This is a genomic window from Streptomyces sp. NRRL S-646 (genome assembly GCF_000720765.1).
GTDB lineage: Bacteria > Actinomycetota > Actinomycetes > Streptomycetales > Streptomycetaceae > Streptomyces.
On the sequence record NZ_JODC01000024.1, the window covers coordinates 78616 to 98585 of the forward strand.

Below are 19970 nucleotides of genomic sequence, written 5' to 3' on the forward strand. Positions count from 1 at the left end.
ATGCCCGAAGGAGACACGGTCTGGCAGACGGCGAAACGCCTGCATGACGCCCTCGCCGGCAAGGTGCTGACCCGTAGCGACTTCCGGGTGCCCAAGTACGCCACGACCGACCTCACGGGCCGTACCGTCCTGGACGTCACCCCGCGCGGCAAGCACCTCCTCACGCGTGTCGAGGGCGGCCTGACGCTCCACTCCCACCTGAGGATGGACGGCTCCTGGAAGGTGTACGCGAACGGCCGGCGCTGGACCGGCGGCCCGTCCCACCAGATCCGCGTGATCCTGGGCAACGCCGACCGCACAGCGGTCGGCTACCGCCTCCCCGTCCTCGACCTCCTGCGCACGACCGACGAACAGCGCGCCGTCGGCCACCTCGGCCCCGACCTCCTCGGCCCGGACTGGGACCCGGAGCAGGCCCTCGCCAACCTCCTGGCCGACCCCGCCCGCCCCCTCGGCGAGGCTCTCCTGGACCAGCGCAACCTGGCCGGCATCGGCAATGTCTACAAGAGCGAGCTCTGCTTCCTGCTCGGCGCCACCCCCTGGCTGCCCATCGGCGCGCTGCCCGCCGACCGCGCGGCGAAACTGCCCGCGCTCGCCAAGAAGCTCCTGGAGGCCAACCGCGACCGCCCGGTCCGCACCACGACGGGCCGCCGCGGCCAAGACCTGTTCGTGTACGGCCGCGCGCCCCGCCCCTGCCTGCGCTGCCACACCTCCGTCCGCGTGGCCGACCAGGGCGACGGCTCCCGCGAACGCCCCACCTACTGGTGCCCGAACTGCCAGACGGGACCGGCGCCGAGTGCCGCTCCACTCCGCGGAACTCCACGCCGCACAACCAATTGACGATCCGTCAGAAACCCTCGTACCGTCCCTTCATGCCCGTCAAGGCGTACGAACTCACCGGACGCACCGCATTCGTCACCGGAGCGGCCGGCGGCATCGGGCGCGCGTCGGCCGTGCTGCTCGCCGAAGCAGGCGCCACGGTCCACTGCGCCGATCGCGACGCACAGGGCCTGCACGAGACGGCGACCCTGATCAAGGACGGCGGCGGCACCGCCCGTGTCCACCACCTCGACGTCACCGACCGGGAGCAGCTCAGACAGGCCGTCGAGTCCTGCGGGCGCCTGGACGTGATGGCCGCGGTCGCCGGGATCATGCACAGCAGCCCGGTCCTGGAGACCCGTGACGAGGACCTCGACCGGGTCCTGAGCGTGAACTTCAAGGGAGTGCTGTACGCCTGTCAGGAGGCCGCTCGCCTGATGCTGGAGGGGAAGACCGGCGGCAGCATCATCACCATGGCCTCGAGCGCCGTCGACACCGGCCGTCCCGGCCTGCTCTGCTACGGCGCGGCCAAGGCGGCCGTCGTCCAGCTGACGAAGACCCTGGCGAACGAGGTCGGCCGGCACGGGATCCGGGTCAACGCGATCGCCCCGGGCTGGATCCGTACCCCCATGACCGACCGCCACGAGGCCGAGGCACAGGCGCAGACCGAGGCGCTGATGGCCCGGATGTCACCGCTGGGCCGGGTCGGCGAACCGGAGGACGTCGCTCACACCGTGCTGTTTCTGGCCTCCGACGCCTCGTCGTTCACGACGGGCCAGATCCTGCGTCCGAACGGCGGGGTGGCGATGCCGTGGTGACGCGGGCCGTCCGCCAGGCCACCCGCCACCGCCCTGCCCCCACGGCGCCCGTCGCCCGCGCCTTCGGCACACAGTGCACCGGCAGCAGACCCAGCCCCCAGCCCCCGGCAGCGACCGCCCCCTCCAGCACGCCGGCCCCGGGCGCAAACACAAGCCGCAGCACAGCCCACCACCACAGCACCCCGAGCCCGAGAAATGCCCCCCAGCGCACTATCGGCCGTGCCATGGACGCCACCTCCGGCCCCGAAGCTAGACCGCCGCCTTCACCCCCAGAAAGGGCGCACCGACGGCACACGGGCGCAACGCATCGCAGGCATCCACCATGACCGCCCCGAGCCGCACCGGCAAACGGACCCGGGCAGCCGTACCAGGCACCCCGACAACACGAAAACCCCGACCGCACCTCCCCAGTTCTCCCTGGGGAAGCCCCGGCCGGGGCCTTGCACGTGCACGTCGGCTCACGCAGCCACGCGCGTGAACGTCACGCGGCGACCACGTCCACCGCCTCTGCGGGCGCCTTGATGGTCACCCGTTCCGGTGGCACACCGGTCACCGACACGGAACCCAGCATCGGACGAACCGGCGCGGGTACAGGCTCGGTGGCCGCAGCAGACTGGGCCAGCTCGGCGAGGGCGAGCTCGTCGCTCACTTCTCGCATGAGCTCGGACATCCGTACGTCCAGCGCGTCGCAGATGGCGGAGAGCAGCTCGGAGGAAGCCTCCTTCTGCCCCCGCTCCACCTCGGAGAGATAGCCGAGTGAGACTCGGGCGGACGAGGAGACTTCGCGCAGAGTACGGCCCTGGCGCTGGCGCTGCCGACGCAGCACGTCACCCAGCAGGCGACGGAGCAGAATCATCGGTGGCTCCCTCCTCGGACCGCGTAGCCGCATCCTTCACGCCCCACCGTACCGCCTCGCGCTGCGGCCGTGCGGGGAGCGATGTCGTGTTCACTCAGGGCTGCAAACATCAAAACCCCCCGTTCTGTTCCGTATCCTGTGCCAGCTCATTCCCGGACTGTTCGCTCGCAAGCTCCTTCAGGAGCAGTGCGAGTACGCTCCGTACACTCTCCATACGAATTTCCGCGCGGTCGCCGTTCAACCGCAGGGCCTCGACTTTTCCGCCACCGGCGGAACCGGAATCCGCTCCGAGGGGGCCTTCCACGGCCACGAAAACCGTCCCGACAGGCTTCCCGTCCTGCGGTTCCGGGCCGGCGACACCGGTCGTCGCGATGCCCCAGTCGGCGCCCAGCGCCTTGCGCACCCCGACCGCCATCTGGGCCGCGACCTGCGGATCCACCGCTCCGCGCTGTGCCAGCAGCATGTCGTCGACGCCCAGCAGCTCGTGCTTCAACTCGGTGGCGTAGGCGGTCACCGAACCACGGAACGCCTTGGATGCTCCTGGGGCGGCTGTGATTTCCGCCGCAACCAGCCCGCCGGTGAGCGACTCGGCGACCGCGAGGGTCTCGCCCCTCACCGTCAGTAGTCGCACGACGTCGGCGGCCGGAGAATTCACGCTTCCGTCTCCTCCAACGCGGCCTTGCGCTCGGCGATTCCCTGCCTGCGCAGCACAATGGCCTGTCTTACATAGTCCAGTCCGGTCGCCACGGTCAGGACGACCGCCGCCGCCATCACCCAGAACCTCAGGGTGGCCAGCCAGCCCGTCAGCGCCAGGACGTACATCCCCACCGCCACGCCCTGCGTGAGCGTCTTCAGCTTGCCGCCGCGGCTCGCCGGGATGACGCCGTACCGGATGACGAGGAAACGCAGCAGCGTGATCCCCAGTTCCCGGCCCAGGATGACGATCGTCACCCACCACGGCAGGTCGCCCAGCGAGGAGAGACAGATCAGCGCCGCGCCCATGATCGCCTTGTCGGCGATGGGGTCGGCGATCTTTCCGAAGTCGGTGACGAGGTCATAGGTGCGCGCCAGATGACCGTCGAAGAGATCGGTGATCATGGCGACGGCGAAGGCCGCCCAGGCGAAGGAGCGCCAGGCCGGGTCGTACCCGCCGTCGGCCAGCATCAGCGCGACGAAGCCGGGCACGAGGAGCAGCCGGAGCATGGTGAGCAGGTTGGCGATGTTCCAGACGCTGGCCTGGTTGACGGCCGCGGCGGCCAGTTTCCCGCCCCGCGGGCCCCTCGCGCCTGCCTGCGCGTCGGGATCGGCGGGGCCGACCGGCGGGGAATCCGCCTTGGAGGAGCCGTTCGCCGCCGATGCCGGTACTCCGGTCATCTGCCCGCCTCCTCACTACACCCGAGCGAACCCGTCAGCGGCTCGGCCACCAGGTCGACACCTTCCGTACCGACCACCTTCGCCTCGACCATACGGCCGACGCTCAGGCCTTCGCCGCTCGTGAGCAGCACCTGGCCGTCCGTCTCCGGTGCCTGGTGCGCCCCGCGGCCGTACACGCCGTCCTCGTCCACGGACTCCACGAGCACGTGCACGGTCTCGCCCAGGCGCTCCTCGGCACGCTGCGAGACGAGCTCCTCGGCCAGCCGGGAGACACGTGCCAGCCGCTCTGCGACGACGTCCTCGTCCAGCTTGTTCTCGTACGTCGCCGCCTCCGTGCCCTCCTCGTCGGAGTAGCCGAAGACGCCGATGGCATCCAGCCGCGCGCCGTTCAGGAACCGCTCCAGCTCCGCCAGGTCGTCCGCGCTCTCGCCCGGGAAGCCCACGATGAAGTTGGAGCGCACGCCCGCCTGGGGGGCCTTGCTCCGGATGGTGTCGAGCAGCTCCAGGAAGCGGTCGGTGTCGCCGAAGCGGCGCATCGCGCGCAGCACACCCGGGGCGGAGTGCTGGAAGGACAGGTCGAAGTACGGGGCGATCTTCGGCGTCGAGGTCAGGACGTCGATCAGCCCGGGACGCATCTCGGCCGGCTGGAGGTAGCTCACGCGCACCCGTTCGAGGCCGTCGACCTCGGCGAGCTCCGGCAGGAGCGACTCCAGGAGGCGGATGTCGCCGAGGTCCTTGCCGTACGAGGTGTTGTTCTCGGAGACCAGCATGATCTCCTTGACGCCCTGCTCGGCCAGCCACCGGGTCTCGTTCAGCACGTCGCTCGGGCGGCGGGAGATGAAAGAGCCGCGGAAGGACGGGATGGCGCAGAAGGAGCAGCGCCGGTCGCAGCCGGAGGCGAGCTTCACCGAGGCTACGGGGGCGCCGTCCAGCCGGCGGCGCAGGGGCGCACGGGGTCCGGAGGCGGGCGCCAGCCCGTCCGGCAGATCCACCGGAGCGTGCCCGGGCAGCGCGACCTCGGCCGCGGAGTCCTGGCGCTCCGCGGGGCTGATCGGCAGCAGCTTGCGCCGGTCGCGCGGGGTGTGGGAGGCGTGGATGCCGCCGTTCAGGATGGTCTGCAGACGGTCGGAGATGTCCGCGTAGTCGTCGAAGCCGAGTACGCCGTCGGCCTCGGGAAGGGCCTCGGCGAGCTCCTTGCCGTACCGCTCGGCCATGCAGCCCACCGCCACGACGGCCTGGGTTCTGCTGTGGCCCTTGAGGTCGTTGGCCTCCAGGAGGGCGTCGACGGAGTCCTTCTTGGCGGCCTCGACGAAGCCACAGGTGTTGACGACGGCGACATCCGCTTCCGCGGCGTCCTCCACGAGGTCCCAGCCGTCCGCCTCCAAGCGGCCTGCGAGCTCCTCCGAGTCCACCTCGTTACGGGCGCAGCCAAGGGTGACGAGTGCGACGGTACGGCGTTCAGGCATGCGCTCAAGACTACTTTGTCTCACTGACAGCCCACGTCGACGGGGTTGGCCGATCTTGGCCAACCCCGTGTGGACATGCCCCGTGCCGGTCGGCTGTCAGCCGACCTGGGGGTCGCCCTTCGTGTACGTCAGGCGCTCGACCGCGCCGGGCTGGAAGTCGTCCTCGATCTTCTTTCCGTTGACGTAGAGCTGGATCGCGCCGGCGTCGCCGAGGACGAGGTTGATCTTCTCGCTGTCCTGGAAGGTCTTGGAGTCGCCCTGCTTGAGGAGTCCGTCGAAGAGCAGCCGGCCGTTGTGGTCCTTGGCCGAGATCCAGCTGCGTCCATCGGCAGCGCTGACCTGTACGGTCACCTTGTCCTGGGGCGCAGCCGCGATGGCGCTGTCCGAGGGGTTGGACTTGGGGTTGTCGGACTTGCTGCTCTTGGGCGTGGGCGAGGCGGACTTGCTGGTCGAGGGCGTGGATCCCTCGGCGACCTGGGTCTTCGCACCGTTGTCGTCGCCGCCCTTGAACGCGGTGAAGCCGACGAAGCCGATCACGGCGACGATCGCGGCGACCATGGCCGCGGTCCAGTTGGGTCCGCGCCGCTCGGGGCGGATGCGTTCCGCCTCGAAGAGGGGGGCCGCCGGGGTCGGGGCGGGGCGGCCGCCGTGCTCGGCGTCGTACCGCGCGAGCAGCGGGGCCGGATCGAGGTGGACAGCCTTGGCCAGGGTCCGGATGTGGCCCCGGGCGTAGACGTCGCCACCGCAGGGGGCGAAGTCGTCCGCCTCAATGGCGTGCACGATGGCGATGCGGACCCGGGTGGCGTTGGTGACGTCGTCGACGGTCAACCCGGCCTCGATTCGTGCCTGCCGGAGGGCGTGGCCGACGGAGAGGCGGGCTGCCTCGCGATCGTCTTCGAACGGACGCTCGTCTTCAGGGGAGTTGCCGATGGACACGGGGGCGCCTTTCGAGCGTTTAAGCCACCTGTGCTGGAGGTTCAGTCTATGGGGGGTGCGAAAGGGTGGGGCAACCGGGCGGTCGGACTTTGTAGCCCATCGGAATGGCCGGACACGCCGATGGTGGGGTGCGCGATTGTCGCTTCGCTCAACTTGACGTACGGGGAAGGGAAACGGTTGCTCAATGATCCCTTACGGGTGAGTCACGATCGGGCATCGGCGGCCCACCCGCGCGAGCCTCTTTCTCAAGCCTCCCCGCGGATCACCGCGAGCACGCCGTCCAGCTCGTCAGCCTTCACAAGAACGTCACGAGCTTTCGACCCTTCGCTCGGTCCGACGATGCCCCTGGACTCCATGAGGTCCATGAGCCGTCCGGCCTTGGCGAAACCGACGCGCAGTTTGCGCTGGAGCATGGACGTCGACCCGAACTGCGTGGACACCACCAGCTCGGCCGCCTGGCACAGCAGGTCGAGGTCGTCGCCGATCTCCTCGTCGATCTCCTTCTTCTGCTTGGTGCCCACGGTGACGTCGTCCCGGAAGACGGGCGCCATCTGGTCCTTGCAGTGCTGGACGACGGCCGCGACCTCCTCCTCGGTCACGAAGGCGCCCTGCATACGGGTCGGCTTGTTCGCGCCCATCGGCAGGAACAACCCGTCGCCCTTGCCGATGAGCTTCTCGGCACCGGGCTGGTCGAGGATGACGCGGCTGTCGGCCAGCGAGGAAGTGGCGAACGCGAGCCGCGAGGGCACGTTCGCCTTGATCAGACCGGTGACGACGTCGACCGAGGGCCGCTGCGTGGCGAGCACCAGGTGGATGCCCGCCGCGCGCGCGAGCTGCGTGATGCGCACGATCGCGTCCTCGACGTCCCGCGGCGCGACCATCATCAGGTCTGCGAGCTCGTCGACGATCACCAGCAGATACGGGTACGGCTGCAGCTCCCGCTCACTGCCTTCGGGCAGCTTCACCTTGCCGTTGCGGATGGCCGCGTTGAAGTCGTCGATGTGCCGGAATCCGAACGCGGCCAGGTCGTCGTACCTGAGGTCCATCTCCCGTACGACCCACTGGAGCGCCTCGGCGGCCCGCTTCGGGTTGGTGATGATGGGCGTGATCAGGTGCGGGATGCCCTCGTAGGCGGTCAGCTCGACCCGCTTGGGGTCGACGAGGACCATACGGACGTCCTCGGGAGTTGCGCGGACCATGATTGACGTGATCAGGCAGTTAATGCACGACGATTTACCGGAACCGGTGGCTCCGGCCACGAGGACGTGCGGCATCTTCGCGAGGTTGGCCATCACATAGCCGCCCTCGACGTCCTTGCCGAGCGCGACCAGCATCGGATGGTCGTCCTCGGCCGCCGCCGCCAGGCGCAGCACGTCTCCGAGGTTGACCATCTCGCGGTCGGTGTTCGGGATTTCGATGCCGACCGCGGACTTGCCGGGGATCGGGCTGATGATCCGCACGTCGGGGCTGGCGACGGCGTACGCGATGTTCTTGGTCAGCGCGGTGATCCGCTCGACCTTCACCGCGGGGCCGAGCTCGACCTCGTAACGCGTGACCGTCGGTCCTCGGGTGAAGCCGGTGACGGCGGCGTCCACCTTGAACTCGGTGAAGACGTTGGTGAGTGAGGCGACCACTGCGTCGTTGGCCGCGCTGCGCGCCTTGCCGGGGCCGCCGCGCGTGAGGAGGTCGAGCGACGGCAGGGAGTACGTGATGTCGCCGGAGAGCTGAAGCTGCTCGGCGCGGGCGGGCAGGTCGCTGGGCGCCTCGGGGGCGGGCTTGGTGAGATCCGCGACCTCGACCTTCAGCTTCTCCTGCTTGGGGCGCGCGGCCGGCACGGCCTTCGGTGCCGGCGTGGGGGTCGGTGTGCTCTCCTCGCGGTCTCCGACGCTCACACCCTGGGTGAGGTCGGCGACGATCGGCGAGGGCGGCATACCGTGCATCACGGCACCGTCGAGCGCGGCAGCTGCAGCGGCTGCGACGTCCACGGCGTCCATGGGGCGCTGCATGTCGGGCTGCGGCACCGCCGACCTCCGCGGGCGGCCACGACGCCGCGAGAGGGCCTCCTGCTCCGCGCTGTCGGGGTCGTACGACTCCGGGGCCGAACCACGCCTGCGCGTGCGCGCCGGCAGCGCCTCGCGCCACTGGTCGTCGTAACGCTGCTCGTCGTCGGTGAACTCGTCCTCCTCCGGATCGTGGAGGATCCCCAGCTTCACGCCGAGCAGCCGCAGCCGCTGCGGAATGGCGTTGACGGGAGTGGCCGTGACGACGAGCAGCCCGAAGATCGTCAGCAGCACGAGCAGAGGTACGGCGAGGACGTCGCCCATGGTGTACGTCAGCGGGGTTGCCGCCGCCCAGCCGATGAGGCCGCCGGCGTCCCTTATCGCCTGCATGCCGTCACTGCGGGCGGGTGCCCCGCAGGCGATGTGGACCTGGCCGAGCACACCGATGACGAGAGCGGACAGGCCGATCACGATGCGGCCGTTGGCCTCGGGCTGCTCGGGGTGGCGGATGAAGCGCACGGCGATGACCGCGAGCAGTATCGGCACGAGCAGGTCGAGGCGGCCGAAGGAGCCGGTCACCAGGATCTCGACGAGGTCGCCCACGGGCCCGCGCAGATCGGCCCAGGTGCCCGCGGCCACGATCAGCGCGATGCCGAGCAGCAGCAGGGCGACGCCGTCCTTGCGGTGTGCCGGGTCGAGGTTCTTGGCGCCGTTCCCTATGCCCCGGAAGACGGCGCCGACGGCGTGCGCGACGCCGAGCCAGAGGGCGCGGACGAGCTTGTAGATGCCCCCGGTCGGGTTCGGCGCAGGCTTCGGCGGTGGCGCCGACTTCTTCGCCGCGGCTTTCCGGGCCGGGGCTTTCTTGGCCGGGGCCTTTTTCGCAGCGGCCTTCTTCGCCGGAGCCGCCGCCTTCTTCGCGGGCTGCTTCTTGGCAGCGGAGGGACGTGAGGCCATAGAGGTGAGGTTACCGGTGGAGGCGACAGCGGACACGTGTGCCTACTGCTTCACCCGTTCGTGTCGCCCTGAAGCGGGCGCGGAGCTGACGCGTCCTCATGCGCAACTGGTCTACGCCCGGAGGTCAGTTCTGCGAGGACACCGAGGACGCGCTGCCGGCGCCCGGTTCCAAGGCGTCCAGCGCCCGCCGCAATCCGGTGAGTTTGCGTTCGAGATGGGCCGCGGTCGCCACGGCCGCCGCATCTGCCGACTCGTCATCGAGCTGCTTCGACAGCGCCTCGGCCTGCTCCTCGACCGCCGCGAGCCGCGCCGACAGCTCGGCGAGCAGGCTGGCGGGCTCCTTGGTCTCGCCGACCGCGGCCTTGCCGCCACCACCCTCCAACTGGAGCCGCAGCAGCGCCGCCTGCTCCCGCAGCTGGCAGTTCTTCATGTACAGCTCGACGAACACCGAGACCTTCGCGCGCAGCACCCACGGGTCGAACGGCTTGGAGATGTAGTCGACCGCACCCGCCGCATACCCACGGAAGGTGTGGTGCGGGCCGTGGTTGATCGCGGTGAGGAAGATGATCGGGATGTCCCGGGTCCGTTCTCGCCGCTTGATGTGCGCGGCGGTCTCGAAACCATCCATTCCCGGCATCTGAACGTCCAGCAGAATGACCGCGAAGTCGTCCGTGAGCAGTGCTTTGAGCGCTTCCTCCCCGGACGATGCCCGCACCAGCGTCTGATCGAGCGCAGAGAGGATGGCCTCCAGCGCAAGCAGATTCTCCGGCCGGTCATCGACCAGGAGGATCTTGGCCTTCTGCACCATGGCCCGCCCTCCTCGCCCCGGATGTGCACCGGGTGCCGCCCCTGGGGACGACTCCCTTTCGCCGCCCGTCCTTGTGCCGGTCATCGTAGCCGCACCCCGCCTGTCGACACACCCTGTCACCGCGATGTCACTGTGCACGTAGCAGAAACGTAGCGGGAGACCAGAAGGTTCCCCGAATCCCGTACTTCTACACGGCTTCGGCCACACTGAGTCAGCAACTCCGCGTGAACATCGATGGTTCCCGTCACTCCCCCCGCATCCACTGCTCCATCACCGACAGCAGGTGATCGGGATCGACCGGCTTCGTCACGTAGTCGGAGGCGCCCGACTCGATCGCCTTCTCCCGGTCGCCCTTCATCGCCTTCGCCGTCAGCGCGATGATCGGCAGGCCCGCGAACTGCGGCATCCGGCGGATCGCCGTGGTCGTCGCGTAGCCGTCCATCTCGGGCATCATGATGTCCATCAGGACGACCGCGACGTCGTCGTGCTGTTCCAGGACCTCGATGCCCTCGCGGCCGTTCTCGGCGTACAGCACGGACAGCCCGTGCTGCTCGAGCACACTGGTCAACGCGAAGACGTTGCGGATGTCGTCGTCGACGATCAGCACCTTCTGCCCGCCGAACCGGATGCCGCGGTGCACCTGAGGCGCAGCGTCCTGCTCGGCGGCCGACCACTGCTCCTGAGTCGCCAGGCGCTGGTCGGCGTCGAGTCCGTGCCTGCGGCGGCGCCTGAAGAGCGCGGCGGCGCCGTTCTGCGTCTCCCGGTACGACTTCACCTCGGCCGGCGTCTCGATCTCCACCTCGGCGAGATGGGCGAGGTCCGAGGCTGCCACCAGATCGCCGGCGTTCAAGGTGGGCAGGGCCTGCTGGTAGCCCTGCGGCGGCAGTTCGCTGGGGTGCAGCGGCAAATACAGCGTGAACGTCGAACCGCGTCCCGGCTCGCTCTGTGCATGGATCTCACCGCCGAGCAGCTGCGCGATCTCCCGCGAGATCGACAGCCCCAGACCGGTACCGCCGTACTTGCGGCTCGTCGTGCCGTCCGCCTGCTTGAACGCCTCGAAGATCACGCGCATCTTGCTGGCGGCGATACCGATGCCGGTGTCGGTCACCGAGAACGCGATCAGGTCCGCGTCCGGGTCGCTCATCGACCCGGCCTCGAGCAGCTGCTCCCGGATCGCCATCGGCACCTCCCGGCCGGCCGGCCGGATGACCAGCTCCACGGCCCCGGAGTCGGTGAACTTCACCGCGTTGGACAGCAGGTTCCGCAGCACCTGCAGCAGCCGTTGTTCGTCGGTGTGCAGCGTGGCGGGCAGCTCAGGCGACACCCGTACGGACAGGTCGAGGCCCTTCTCCGCGGTCAGCGGCCGGAAGGTGGCCTCCACGTAGTCGACGAGCTGGACGAGCGCGATACGCGTCGGGGAGACGTCCATCTTGCCCGCCTCGACCTTCGACAGGTCGAGGATGTCGTTGATCAGCTGAAGCAGGTCGGAGCCTGCGCCGTGGATGGTCTCGGCGAACTCGACCTGCTTCGGGGTGAGGTTGGAGTCCGCGTTGTCGGCGAGCAGCTTGGCCAGGATCAGCAGCGAGTTGAGCGGTGTGCGCAGCTCGTGCGACATGTTGGCGAGGAACTCGCTCTTGTAGCGCATCGACACGGCGAGCTGCTCGGCGCGCTCCTCCAGGACCTGCCGCGCCTCCTCGATCTCGGTGTTCTTGACCTCGATGTCGCGGTTCTGCTGGGCCAGCAGTTCGGCCTTCTCCTCCAGTTCGGCGTTGGACGCCTGGAGGGCCTTCTGCCGGTTCTCCAACTCGGCCGAGCGCTCCCGGAGTTGCTCGGTCAGCTCCTGCGACTGCTTCAGCAGCTGCTCCGTCTTGGTGTTGACGGAGATCGTGTTGACGCTGGTCGCGATCATCTCGGCGATCTGGTTGAGGAAGTCCTTCTGGATCTGCGTGAAGGGGTTGAAGGAGGCCAGCTCGATGACACCGAGCACCTTGCCTTCGAACAGCACCGGAAGGACGATCACCTGTGCGGGCGGCGCCTCGCCGAGGCCGGAGGAGATCTTCAGATAGCCGCTCGGCGCGTTCTCCACCAGGATCGTGCGCTTCTCCTCGGCGGCAGTCCCGATCAGCGCCTCGCCCGGCCGGAACGACGTCGGCATGGAGCCCATCGAATAGCCGTACGACCCCAGCATGCGCAGTTCGTACGCGTCCTCGCTCTCGGCGTTCAGGTCCTTGCCGTCCATCAGCGGCATGGCCACGAAGAACGCGCCGTGCTGTGCCGAGACCACGGGCGTCAGCTCGCTCATGATCAGGGAGGCCACGTCCTGCAGATCGCGGCGGCCCTGCATCAGCGCGGAGATACGGGCGAGGTTGCCCTTCAGCCAGTCCTGCTCCTTGTTGGCGATCGTGGTGTCACGCAGGTTGGCGATCATCTTGTTGATGTAGTCCTGGAGCTCCTGGATCTCGCCGGACGCATCGACGTCGATCTTCAGGTTCAGGTCACCGCGGGTCACCGCGGTCGCCACGCGCGCGATGGCGCGCACCTGCCGAGTAAGGTTTCCTGCCATTTCGTTCACGGACTCGGTGAGGTCGCGCCAGGTGCCGTCGACGTCACGGACGCGTGCCTGACCGCCCAGCTGTCCTTCCGTGCCCACCTCGCGGGCCACTCGGGTGACCTCCTCGGCGAAGCTGGACAGCTGGTCGACCATCGTGTTGATCGTCGTCTTGAGCTCGAGGATCTCGCCGCGGGCGTCAATGTCGATCTTCTTGGTCAAGTCACCCTTGGCGATGGCGGTGGTGACCATGGCGATGTTGCGCACCTGGCCGGTCAGGTTGGACGCCATGCCGTTCACGGAGTCGGTGAGGTCCTTCCACGTACCCGCCACACCCGGTACGTGCGCCTGGCCACCGAGGATGCCGTCCGTGCCCACCTCGCGGGCCACCTTGGTGACCTGGTCGGCGAACGAACTCAGCGTCTTCACCATGGTGTTGAAGGTGTCGGCGAGTTGCTGGACCTCGCCGCGCGCCTCGATCGTCACTGTCCGCGTCAGGTCGCCGTTGGCGACGGCCGCCGCGACCTGGGAGATGTTCCGCACCTGCATGGTCAGGTTCTTGGCCATCAGGTTCACATTGCCGCTGAGGTCCTTCCAGATGCCCGTGACGCCCGGTACGTGCGCCTGGCCGCCCAGGATGCCCTCGGTGCCCACCTCACGGGCCACCCGGGTCACCTGCTCGGCGAAACTGGACAGCTGGTCAACCATGGTGTTGACCGTCGTGACGAGTTCGAGAATCTCGCCCTTCGCGTCAACAGTGATCTTCTTGGACAGGTCGCCCTTGGCGACCGCCGTCGTGACCTCCGCGATGTTGCGCACCTGGATGGTCAGGTTGTTCGCCATGAAGTTCACGGACTGCGTGAGGTCCTTCCAGGTGCCGGAGACACCCTGCACCTCGGCCTGACCGCCGAGCTGCCCCTCCGTGCCCACCTCGCGGGCGACCCTGGTGACCTCCTCCGCGAACGACGACAGCTGGTCCACCATCGTGTTCAGCGTGTTCTTGAGCTCCAGGATCTCCCCGCGCGCGTCCACGGTGATCTTCTGGGAGAGGTCACCGCGGGCTACGGCGGTGGCGACCTGGGCGATGTTGCGCACCTGGGCCGTAAGGTTTCCTGCCATTCCGTTCACGGAGTCGGTCAGGTCGCGCCACACGCCTGCCACGCCGGGCACCTGCGCCTGCCCGCCGAGGCGGCCCTCGGTGCCCACCTCGCGGGCGACCCGGGTCACCTGGTCGGCGAACCCGGAGAGCTGGTCGACCATCGTGTTGATGGTGTTCTTCAGCTCCAGGATCTCGCCGCGCGCGTCGACGTCGATCTTCTGGGACAGGTCGCCCTGAGCGACCGCAGTGGTCACCTGGGCGATATTGCGCACCTGGGCCGTAAGGTTCCCGGCCATTCCGTTGACGGAGTCGGTGAGCTCCTTCCAGGTACCGGCCACACCCGGTACGACCGCCTGACCGCCCAGCCGGCCCTCCGTGCCCACGTCCCGGGCCATCCGCGTCACCTGGTCGGCGAAGGACGACAGCTGGTCCACCATCGTGTTCACGGTGTTCTTCAGCTGGAGCATCTCGCCGGAGACGTCCACGGTGACCTTCTGCGACAGGTCGCCGTTGGCAACCGCCGTCGTCACCTGCGCGATGTTGCGGACCTGCCCGGTGAGGTTGCGGAACGCGGTGTTGACCGAGTCGGTCAGATCCTTCCAGGTACCGGCCGCGCCCGGCACCTGCGCCTGCCCGCCCAGCTCACCCTCGACACCGACCTCGCGCGCCACGCGCGTGACCTCGGAACCGAACGACGACAGCTGATCCACCATGCCGTTGACGGTGTTCTTCAGCTCGAGCATCTCGCCGGCCACGTCGACGGTGACCTTCTGGGAGAGGTCACCGTTGGCCACCGCCGTGGTGACGGCCGCGATGTCCCTCACCTGAATGGTCAGATTCCGGAACACCGTGTTGACGGAGTCCGTCAGGTCCTTCCACGTACCCGCCGCGCCCGGCACGTTCGCCTGACCGCCCAGCTGCCCCGCGGCACCGACCTCGTTGGCCACGCGCGTGACCTCGTCCGCGAAGATCCGCAGCGTCTCGGTCATCTGGTTGATCGTGTCCGCGAGCTGCGCCACCTCGCCGCGCGCCGACACGGTCACCTTCTGGGACAGATCACCATTGGCGACCGCTGTGGTGACCTGGGCGATCCCGCGCACCTGGGCCGTCAGGTTGCCGGCCATGAGGTTCACCGAATCGGTGAGGTCCTTCCACACACCGGCCACACCCGGCACCTGCGCCTGCCCGCCGAGCTCACCCTCGGTGCCCACCTCGCGGGCGACTCGCGTCACCTCGGAAGAGAAGGACGACAGCTGGTCCACCATCGTGTTGACGGTGTTCTTCAGCTCCAGCATCTCGCCGGCGACATGGACGGTGACCTTCCGCGACAGATCACCCTTGGCCACCGCGGTCGTCACCAGCGCGATGTCCCGCACCTGAGCCGTCAGCCGGTACGCCATCGTGTTGACGGAGTCCGTGAGGTCCTTCCACGAACCCGACATGCCACGCACGCGTGCCTGCCCGCCCAGCTTGCCCTCGGTACCCACCTCGCTGGCCACGCGCGTGACCTCGTCGGTGAAGGTCGACAGCTGGTCGACAAGGTTGTTTACCGTCCGCCCGACCTTGAGGAACTCCCCGCGCAGCGGATGCCCGGTCCCGTCCGGCGCCTGCGTCCGCAGCTCCATACGGGGCGAGAGATCGCCCTCTGCGACCGCGGACAGCACCCGGCCGACCTCGGAGACGGGCCGTACGAGATCGTCCACGAGCGCGTTGGAAGCCTCGATGGCGGCCACCCAGGAGCCCTCATAGGCACCCGTCTCCAGCCGCTCGGTGAGCTTGCCCTCACGGCCCACCATGCGCCGCACCCGCGACAGCTCACCCGTCAGATGGAGATTCCGGTCGGCCACCTCATTGAAAACCGCCGCGATCTCCGACATCACGCCGTCCCCGGACACCGTGAGCCGCTTGCGGAAGTTCCCGTCGCGCATCGCCACGAGAGCCGCCAGCAGCCGGTTCAAGGACGCCGTGTCCACCGCGGTGGTCCCGCCGCGCGGTTTGCGCTGGTTGTTCAGGGACTGTCCGCCTTTCGCGCGCGTCTTAGTGCCCCGCGTCGCTGCGCCAGACTCCACTGTGTCCCTCCCGCAGGGGTCGACCGTTACTGCTGTGCTCCGGTACTACTGCCGGACGTACCAGTTACTGCTGCCTGTTTCTGCCCGATGTACCAGGCCGCACCACGGGCTGCTGCCCACTGCACGCGGAAGCCACTCGGCCTGTCCGGACCTTCACAAGAAGCTTGCCCAGTGTTTCACCCTGCCTGAACCCGGCCATAACAGTTCGGCAGCTTCGCACATCGTCCGCACACCCTCTGGGCGGAAACACTGCAGACCGGCATCCGCATGGCCGTCGAAGGTAAGTAACCTTGCATGCGGCTGTCCAGCCGCGCCGGTCCGTCCGGCCTGGGCGGTGGCACGAGAACGAGCGGGCATCGGAGGGGCGGCCGCACACATGACCACCGGACTGATCCCGGGGGGACAACCCCCGGACCCCCGGCCGACGGGCGGTCTGCCGCATCAGCGGCACGAGCCGGTCGGCCAGGCAGCCCTGCCCGTCGACAACCGGACGAGGAGTTCTGTGATCACCGCGCGCGCGGCCGCCAGCTTCGAGCCCGTCGGACGATCGGTAGCGACCGCCCGCTCCTTCGTTCGCGACACCCTCCAGGGCTGGGGCTTCGCCGACATCGTCGACGACGCCGTGGTCCTCACCAGCGAGCTGGTCACCAACGCCGTCGTCCACGCGGGCACCGCCGCAGACGTCCTGTGTCTGCGCAGCGACGAAGGCGTACGGATCGAGGTGGCCGACCGGTATCCGGAACGCGAGATCCCCCTCCAGGGCCACCCCGTCAACATGGGCAGCCCGGACCGCGAGGGCGGCCGGGGACTCCAGCTGTGCGCCGCACTCGCAGGCCGCTGGGGTGTCGAGTACACGCCCACCCACAAGCAGGTCTGGTTCCAGCTCGACCTCCCCGAGCGCTCCGTGGGCACCCGCGCCGCCGGCCCGTCCCTCCCCGCCGACCTCCTCCCCCTCGCCGACGGCCGGGTCCGCGTCGCGGTCGTCCAGATCGACCGCAGCGGCTCCATCACTTCGTGGAACGAGGACGCGGAGGAACTCTTCGGTTACCCCGCCGAACAGGTGATCGGAAAGCCCCTTACCGATCTCGCCGCCTGGCCGCACACCCCGGGTACCAGCACCGGTATCGCGGAGGCACTCCAGCTTTCGCGCTGGGAGGGCAGCTACGGCATAAGGGGCGCCAACGGCCGCGTCACCCCGGTGTACGCCTCCCACCTCCGCGTCCGTGACACGGGCGGCGAGCCGTCCACGGTCTGCCTCCTCGTCCGGGACCACGAACGGGCCGTCCTGCAGACCCCGCTGCGCATCCCGGCCTCCGACACGGCACCCGCCGCCGACGGCCAGAGCAACGACCCCTTCGAGGTGTTCATCGGCTCTCCGGCCCCGGACGACCTCGACGGTCTCCTCCAGCGCACGGTGGAACGCGCCCGCGACATGCTCGATGCCGACTCCGCCTTCCTGCTCCTCGCGACCGACGACGAGACGGAGTTGGAGGTCCGCGCCTCCACCGGCCTGCCCTCCGCGCGCCAGCGCTTCGCGCGCGTACCCGTCGAGGCAGGCCCCGGCCGCTACGGCTCGGCCCGCATGCCGGCCGTCCACGACGACCTGACGGCCGTACCCGGCGCCGTCCCGCTCCTCAGCGGCACGGGCATGCGCTCGGTCGTCACGGTCCCCCTGAAGGTCGAGGGCCGCCTCACCGGCTCCCTGGGAGTGGCGGCCGAATCCCCCGGCAGATACTCGAACGAGGAGGCCCTCCGCCTCCAATTCGCCGCCGACCGCATCGCGTTGGCCGTCGAGTCGGCCCGCCTCGGCGAACTGGAGCGCCTGCGCCGAGGCTCCCTGAGCTTCCTGGTCGAGGCCTCCGACCTCCTGGCAGGCACCCTGGACCGCGACCAGACCCTGGCCCTGATGGCCCAGATGACCGTCCCCACGCTCGCCACCTGGTGCGCCGTCTACACGATCGCCGACCAGGCCTCGGAGCCGTATCTGTCGTACGTCCTCCACGAGGACGAGGAACTCATCGACGGCATCAAGTCGCTGCTGTCGAAGGTCCCCCCGCCCGACCCGGTACCCACCCCCGGCGCCCGCGTCTGGTCCGCCCCAGGCGAGGTCGCCCACCAGGCGGCTTTGCGCAGCTCCATGCGCAGCCTCGGTCTGAGCGGCGGCCCGACCCGCCAGATCGCCTCCGGCATCGGCCCCACGCTCGCCACCGCCTCCGCGGTGGGCGGCGAGACGGTCGTACTCCCTCTGGTGGCGCGTAACCGAGTCATCGGCATGCTGACCCTCGGCAAGCCCACCGACGAACACTTCCGCCAGGAAATCCTGGAACTGGCCGAGGACCTGAGCCGCCGGGCCGCCCTCGCCCTCGACAACGCCCGCCTGTACTCGGAACGCACGGCCATCAGCCAGTCCCTCCAGCGCAGCCTCCTGCCCCCGGAACTCCCGGAGATCGACGGCGTGGAGGTCGAGGTCATCTACCGCGCGGCCGGCGAGGGCAACGAGGTCGGCGGCGACTTCTACGACCTCTTCCCGATCAGCCACGGCGCCTACGGCTTCGCCATCGGCGACGTCTGCGGTACGGGCCCCAACGCGGCGGCGGTCACGGGCCTCGCCCGGCACGCGCTCCGCCTCCTGGCCCGCGAGGGCCTCAGCGGCCCGGCGGTCCTGGAGCGGCTGAACTCGGCCATTCTCGACGAGGGCGCCCGCAGCCGCTTCCTGACCCTCCTCTACGGCGAGCTACGGCCGCAGGAGGACGGCAGCGCCGAACTGAAGGTGGTCTGCGCCGGCCACCCCCTCCCGCTCCGCCTGCGCCAGGACGGCACGGTCGAACCGGCCGCCGAACCCCAGCCGCTCCTGGGCGTCATGGAAGATCTGGAGCTCTACGAGCAGACGGTCACCCTCGACCCGGGCGATGTCCTCCTGTGCGTCACTGACGGCGTCACGGAACGCCGCGAGGGCACCCGCATGCTCGGCGACGACGGCCTCACCGACGTCCTCACCACCTGCACGGGCCTGACAGCCGGCGCGGTTGCCGCCCGCATCATGCGTGCGGTGGAACGCTTCGCGTCCGACGCCCCGTCCGACGACATGGCCATCCTGGCGATGCGGGTCCCGGGCCTCCACAAAGACTGAGGGCCCCACGAGTACGAAAAAGGCCCCGCCCAATTGGGCGGGGCCTTTCGACTGGAGCCCCCAAACGGAATCGAACCGTTGACCTTCTCCTTACCATGGAGACGCTCTGCCGACTGAGCTATAGGGGCCTGTCACCTTGGGGAGTTTCCCCCGCGGCAACGGAATAGATCATACCCCGAACAGACAGGTGCTCCCAACCGCGTCCTGCAGTTCCGACCGCCGCTCAGAAAGCAGGCTGAAGCAATCCACCCAGTGCATTGCACGCGCCCACGATCCGCTGCATGTCCCGCTTGGTCAACGCGGCGTCCACGGGCAGCGCGAGGGTCTCGTCGGCGGCCCGCTCGGTCTCCGGCAGCGACACGCACCGGCGGAATTCCGGCAGCCGGTGCACAGGCGTCTTCACCGGCACCCGGCACTCAACTCCCCTGGCCCGCACGGCCCGAGCGAAGGCATCCCGATCCGGCCGCCCGTTCCCCGGCACACGCACGACGTACTGCTGATAGGTGTGCCCGTCACCGCCGTCCGGCGTCCGCACACCCCTCAACTTGGCGTCGAGATAGGCGGCCCGCTCCCTCCGCTGAGCGATCTCGTCGTACGGTGCCTCGGACTCCCCCTGCTCCAGCACCAGAAGCCCGTGCCGCTGCCCCACACCGTGCAGCCGGGCGATGTCGGCCGGCCGACCGAAGCGGTGTACGACAACGACCGCCGCCGTCCGCGAAGTTATGGCTGCTTCGACAGCGGCCGGGTCGAGGCAGTACGTCAGCGGATCTATGTCGGCGAACACCGGCAGTGCGCCGGCGAGGGCGACGGCCCCGGCGACCTCGGAGTTCCCGAAGGCCGGCACGACAACCTCGTCACCGACTCCGACGCCGGCGGCCCTGAGCATTGCAGCAGTACCCATGCTTCCGATGGTTGTTGCGCAACGTGAACTCCAAGTGACGGAGAACAAAAAAGGGTTGGACCCTGAACCGAAGTTCAGGATCCAACCCTTTGAATAATTGTTCGGCGGCGTCCTACTCTCCCACAGGGTCCCCCCTGCAGTACCATCGGCGCTGTAAGGCTTAGCTTCCGGGTTCGGAATGTAACCGGGCGTTTC

General features: G+C 69.0%; 13 protein-coding genes, 1 tRNA gene and 1 rRNA gene. 3 read left to right on the top strand and 12 right to left on the bottom strand.

Features of this window, described 5'->3' with window-relative positions; all coding sequences use genetic code 11:
- Together IH68_RS0142665 and IH68_RS0142670 are read left to right on the top strand one after the other, a co-directional pair.
- Window positions 1–837: an Fpg/Nei family DNA glycosylase gene (locus IH68_RS0142665; RefSeq protein WP_030947323.1), complete on the top strand. Its 837-nt coding sequence runs from the start codon at window positions 1–3 to the stop codon at window positions 835–837.
- 32 nt (window positions 838–869) lie between these two features.
- Window positions 870–1634 (top strand): SDR family NAD(P)-dependent oxidoreductase, encoded by a 765-nt coding sequence (locus IH68_RS0142670; protein ID WP_030947326.1) that lies wholly within the window; start codon window positions 870–872, stop codon window positions 1632–1634.
- Here the strand turns inward: IH68_RS0142670 and IH68_RS58690 are convergent.
- From IH68_RS58690 to IH68_RS0142710, 9 genes are all read right to left on the bottom strand, one after another.
- Window positions 1582–1860 (bottom strand): hypothetical protein, encoded by a 279-nt coding sequence (locus tag IH68_RS58690; RefSeq protein WP_078912863.1) that lies wholly within the window; start codon window positions 1858–1860, stop codon window positions 1582–1584. The two genes, IH68_RS0142670 and IH68_RS58690, sit on opposite strands and share 53 nt — an antisense overlap.
- Window positions 1861–2115: 255 nt before the next feature.
- Window positions 2116–2490, bottom strand: coding sequence for a helix-turn-helix domain-containing protein (locus IH68_RS0142675; RefSeq protein ID WP_030947329.1), 375 nt, complete (start codon window positions 2488–2490; stop codon window positions 2116–2118).
- 109 nt (window positions 2491–2599) lie between these two features.
- Window positions 2600–3145: a CinA family protein gene (locus IH68_RS0142680; RefSeq protein WP_030947333.1), complete on the bottom strand. Its 546-nt coding sequence runs from the start codon at window positions 3143–3145 to the stop codon at window positions 2600–2602.
- Window positions 3142–3864 carry a CDP-diacylglycerol--glycerol-3-phosphate 3-phosphatidyltransferase gene (gene pgsA, locus IH68_RS0142685; RefSeq protein WP_030947335.1) on the bottom strand — a complete coding sequence of 241 codons (723 nt, stop codon included), beginning with the start codon at window positions 3862–3864 and terminating at the stop codon, window positions 3142–3144. The genes IH68_RS0142680 and pgsA overlap by 4 nt, the downstream gene beginning before the upstream one ends.
- Window positions 3861–5330 carry a 30S ribosomal protein S12 methylthiotransferase RimO gene (gene rimO / locus IH68_RS0142690; protein WP_030947338.1) on the bottom strand — a complete coding sequence of 490 codons (1470 nt, stop codon included), beginning with the start codon at window positions 5328–5330 and terminating at the stop codon, window positions 3861–3863. Before rimO ends, pgsA begins: the two co-directional genes overlap by 4 nt.
- Before the next feature lie 96 nt (window positions 5331–5426).
- Complete coding sequence (locus IH68_RS0142695; RefSeq protein WP_030947343.1) at window positions 5427–6266, bottom strand: helix-turn-helix domain-containing protein; 840 nt, start codon at window positions 6264–6266, stop codon at window positions 5427–5429.
- 245 nt (window positions 6267–6511) lie between these two features.
- Window positions 6512–9220: a DNA translocase FtsK gene (locus IH68_RS0142700; protein ID WP_051834001.1), complete on the bottom strand. Its 2709-nt coding sequence runs from the start codon at window positions 9218–9220 to the stop codon at window positions 6512–6514.
- Window positions 9221–9344: 124 nt separating this feature from the next.
- The gene (locus IH68_RS0142705) at window positions 9345–10028 is read right to left on the bottom strand and encodes a response regulator (protein ID WP_030947348.1); all 684 of its coding nucleotides are present in this window, start codon (window positions 10026–10028) and stop codon (window positions 9345–9347) included.
- Between the two features lie 244 nt (window positions 10029–10272).
- Window positions 10273–15744 (bottom strand): HAMP domain-containing protein, encoded by a 5472-nt coding sequence (locus tag IH68_RS0142710; RefSeq protein WP_107057626.1) that lies wholly within the window; start codon window positions 15742–15744, stop codon window positions 10273–10275.
- A gap of 376 nt (window positions 15745–16120) precedes the next feature.
- Between IH68_RS0142710 and IH68_RS0142715 the strand changes: the two genes are divergently transcribed.
- Complete coding sequence (locus IH68_RS0142715) at window positions 16121–18874, top strand: SpoIIE family protein phosphatase (protein WP_030947353.1); 2754 nt, start codon at window positions 16121–16123, stop codon at window positions 18872–18874.
- Between the two features lie 52 nt (window positions 18875–18926).
- On the opposite strand, the gene IH68_RS0142720 is transcribed toward IH68_RS0142715, so the two are convergent.
- From IH68_RS0142720 to rrf, 3 genes are all read right to left on the bottom strand, one after another.
- Window positions 18927–19002: transfer RNA gene (locus tag IH68_RS0142720), tRNA-Thr, on the bottom strand.
- Window positions 19003–19097: 95 nt separating this feature from the next.
- Window positions 19098–19760, bottom strand: coding sequence for a DegT/DnrJ/EryC1/StrS family aminotransferase (locus IH68_RS0142725; RefSeq protein ID WP_030947355.1), 663 nt, complete (start codon window positions 19758–19760; stop codon window positions 19098–19100).
- Between the two features lie 114 nt (window positions 19761–19874).
- Window positions 19875–19970: ribosomal RNA gene (rrf, locus tag IH68_RS52125) — 5S ribosomal RNA — on the bottom strand; the annotation flags it as partial.

What these genes read in the sequence shown, in the direction of transcription:
- rimO (WP_030947338.1), bottom strand. Translation starts at nt 5,330, where the DNA reads ATGCCTGAACGCCGTACCGTCGCACTCGTCACCCTTGGCTGCGCCCGT.
- IH68_RS0142725 (WP_030947355.1), bottom strand. Translation starts at nt 19,760, where the DNA reads ATGCTCAGGGCCGCCGGCGTCGGAGTCGGTGACGAGGTTGTCGTGCCG.
- pgsA (WP_030947335.1), bottom strand. Translation starts at nt 3,864, where the DNA reads ATGACCGGAGTACCGGCATCGGCGGCGAACGGCTCCTCCAAGGCGGAT.
- IH68_RS0142715 (WP_030947353.1), top strand. Translation starts at nt 16,121, where the DNA reads ATGACCACCGGACTGATCCCGGGGGGACAACCCCCGGACCCCCGGCCG.
- IH68_RS0142705 (WP_030947348.1), bottom strand. Translation starts at nt 10,028, where the DNA reads ATGGTGCAGAAGGCCAAGATCCTCCTGGTCGATGACCGGCCGGAGAAT.
- IH68_RS0142665 (WP_030947323.1), top strand. Translation starts at nt 1, where the DNA reads ATGCCCGAAGGAGACACGGTCTGGCAGACGGCGAAACGCCTGCATGAC.
- IH68_RS58690 (WP_078912863.1), bottom strand. Translation starts at nt 1,860, where the DNA reads ATGGCACGGCCGATAGTGCGCTGGGGGGCATTTCTCGGGCTCGGGGTG.
- IH68_RS0142700 (WP_051834001.1), bottom strand. Translation starts at nt 9,220, where the DNA reads ATGGCCTCACGTCCCTCCGCTGCCAAGAAGCAGCCCGCGAAGAAGGCG.
- IH68_RS0142670 (WP_030947326.1), top strand. Translation starts at nt 870, where the DNA reads ATGCCCGTCAAGGCGTACGAACTCACCGGACGCACCGCATTCGTCACC.
- IH68_RS0142675 (WP_030947329.1), bottom strand. Translation starts at nt 2,490, where the DNA reads ATGATTCTGCTCCGTCGCCTGCTGGGTGACGTGCTGCGTCGGCAGCGC.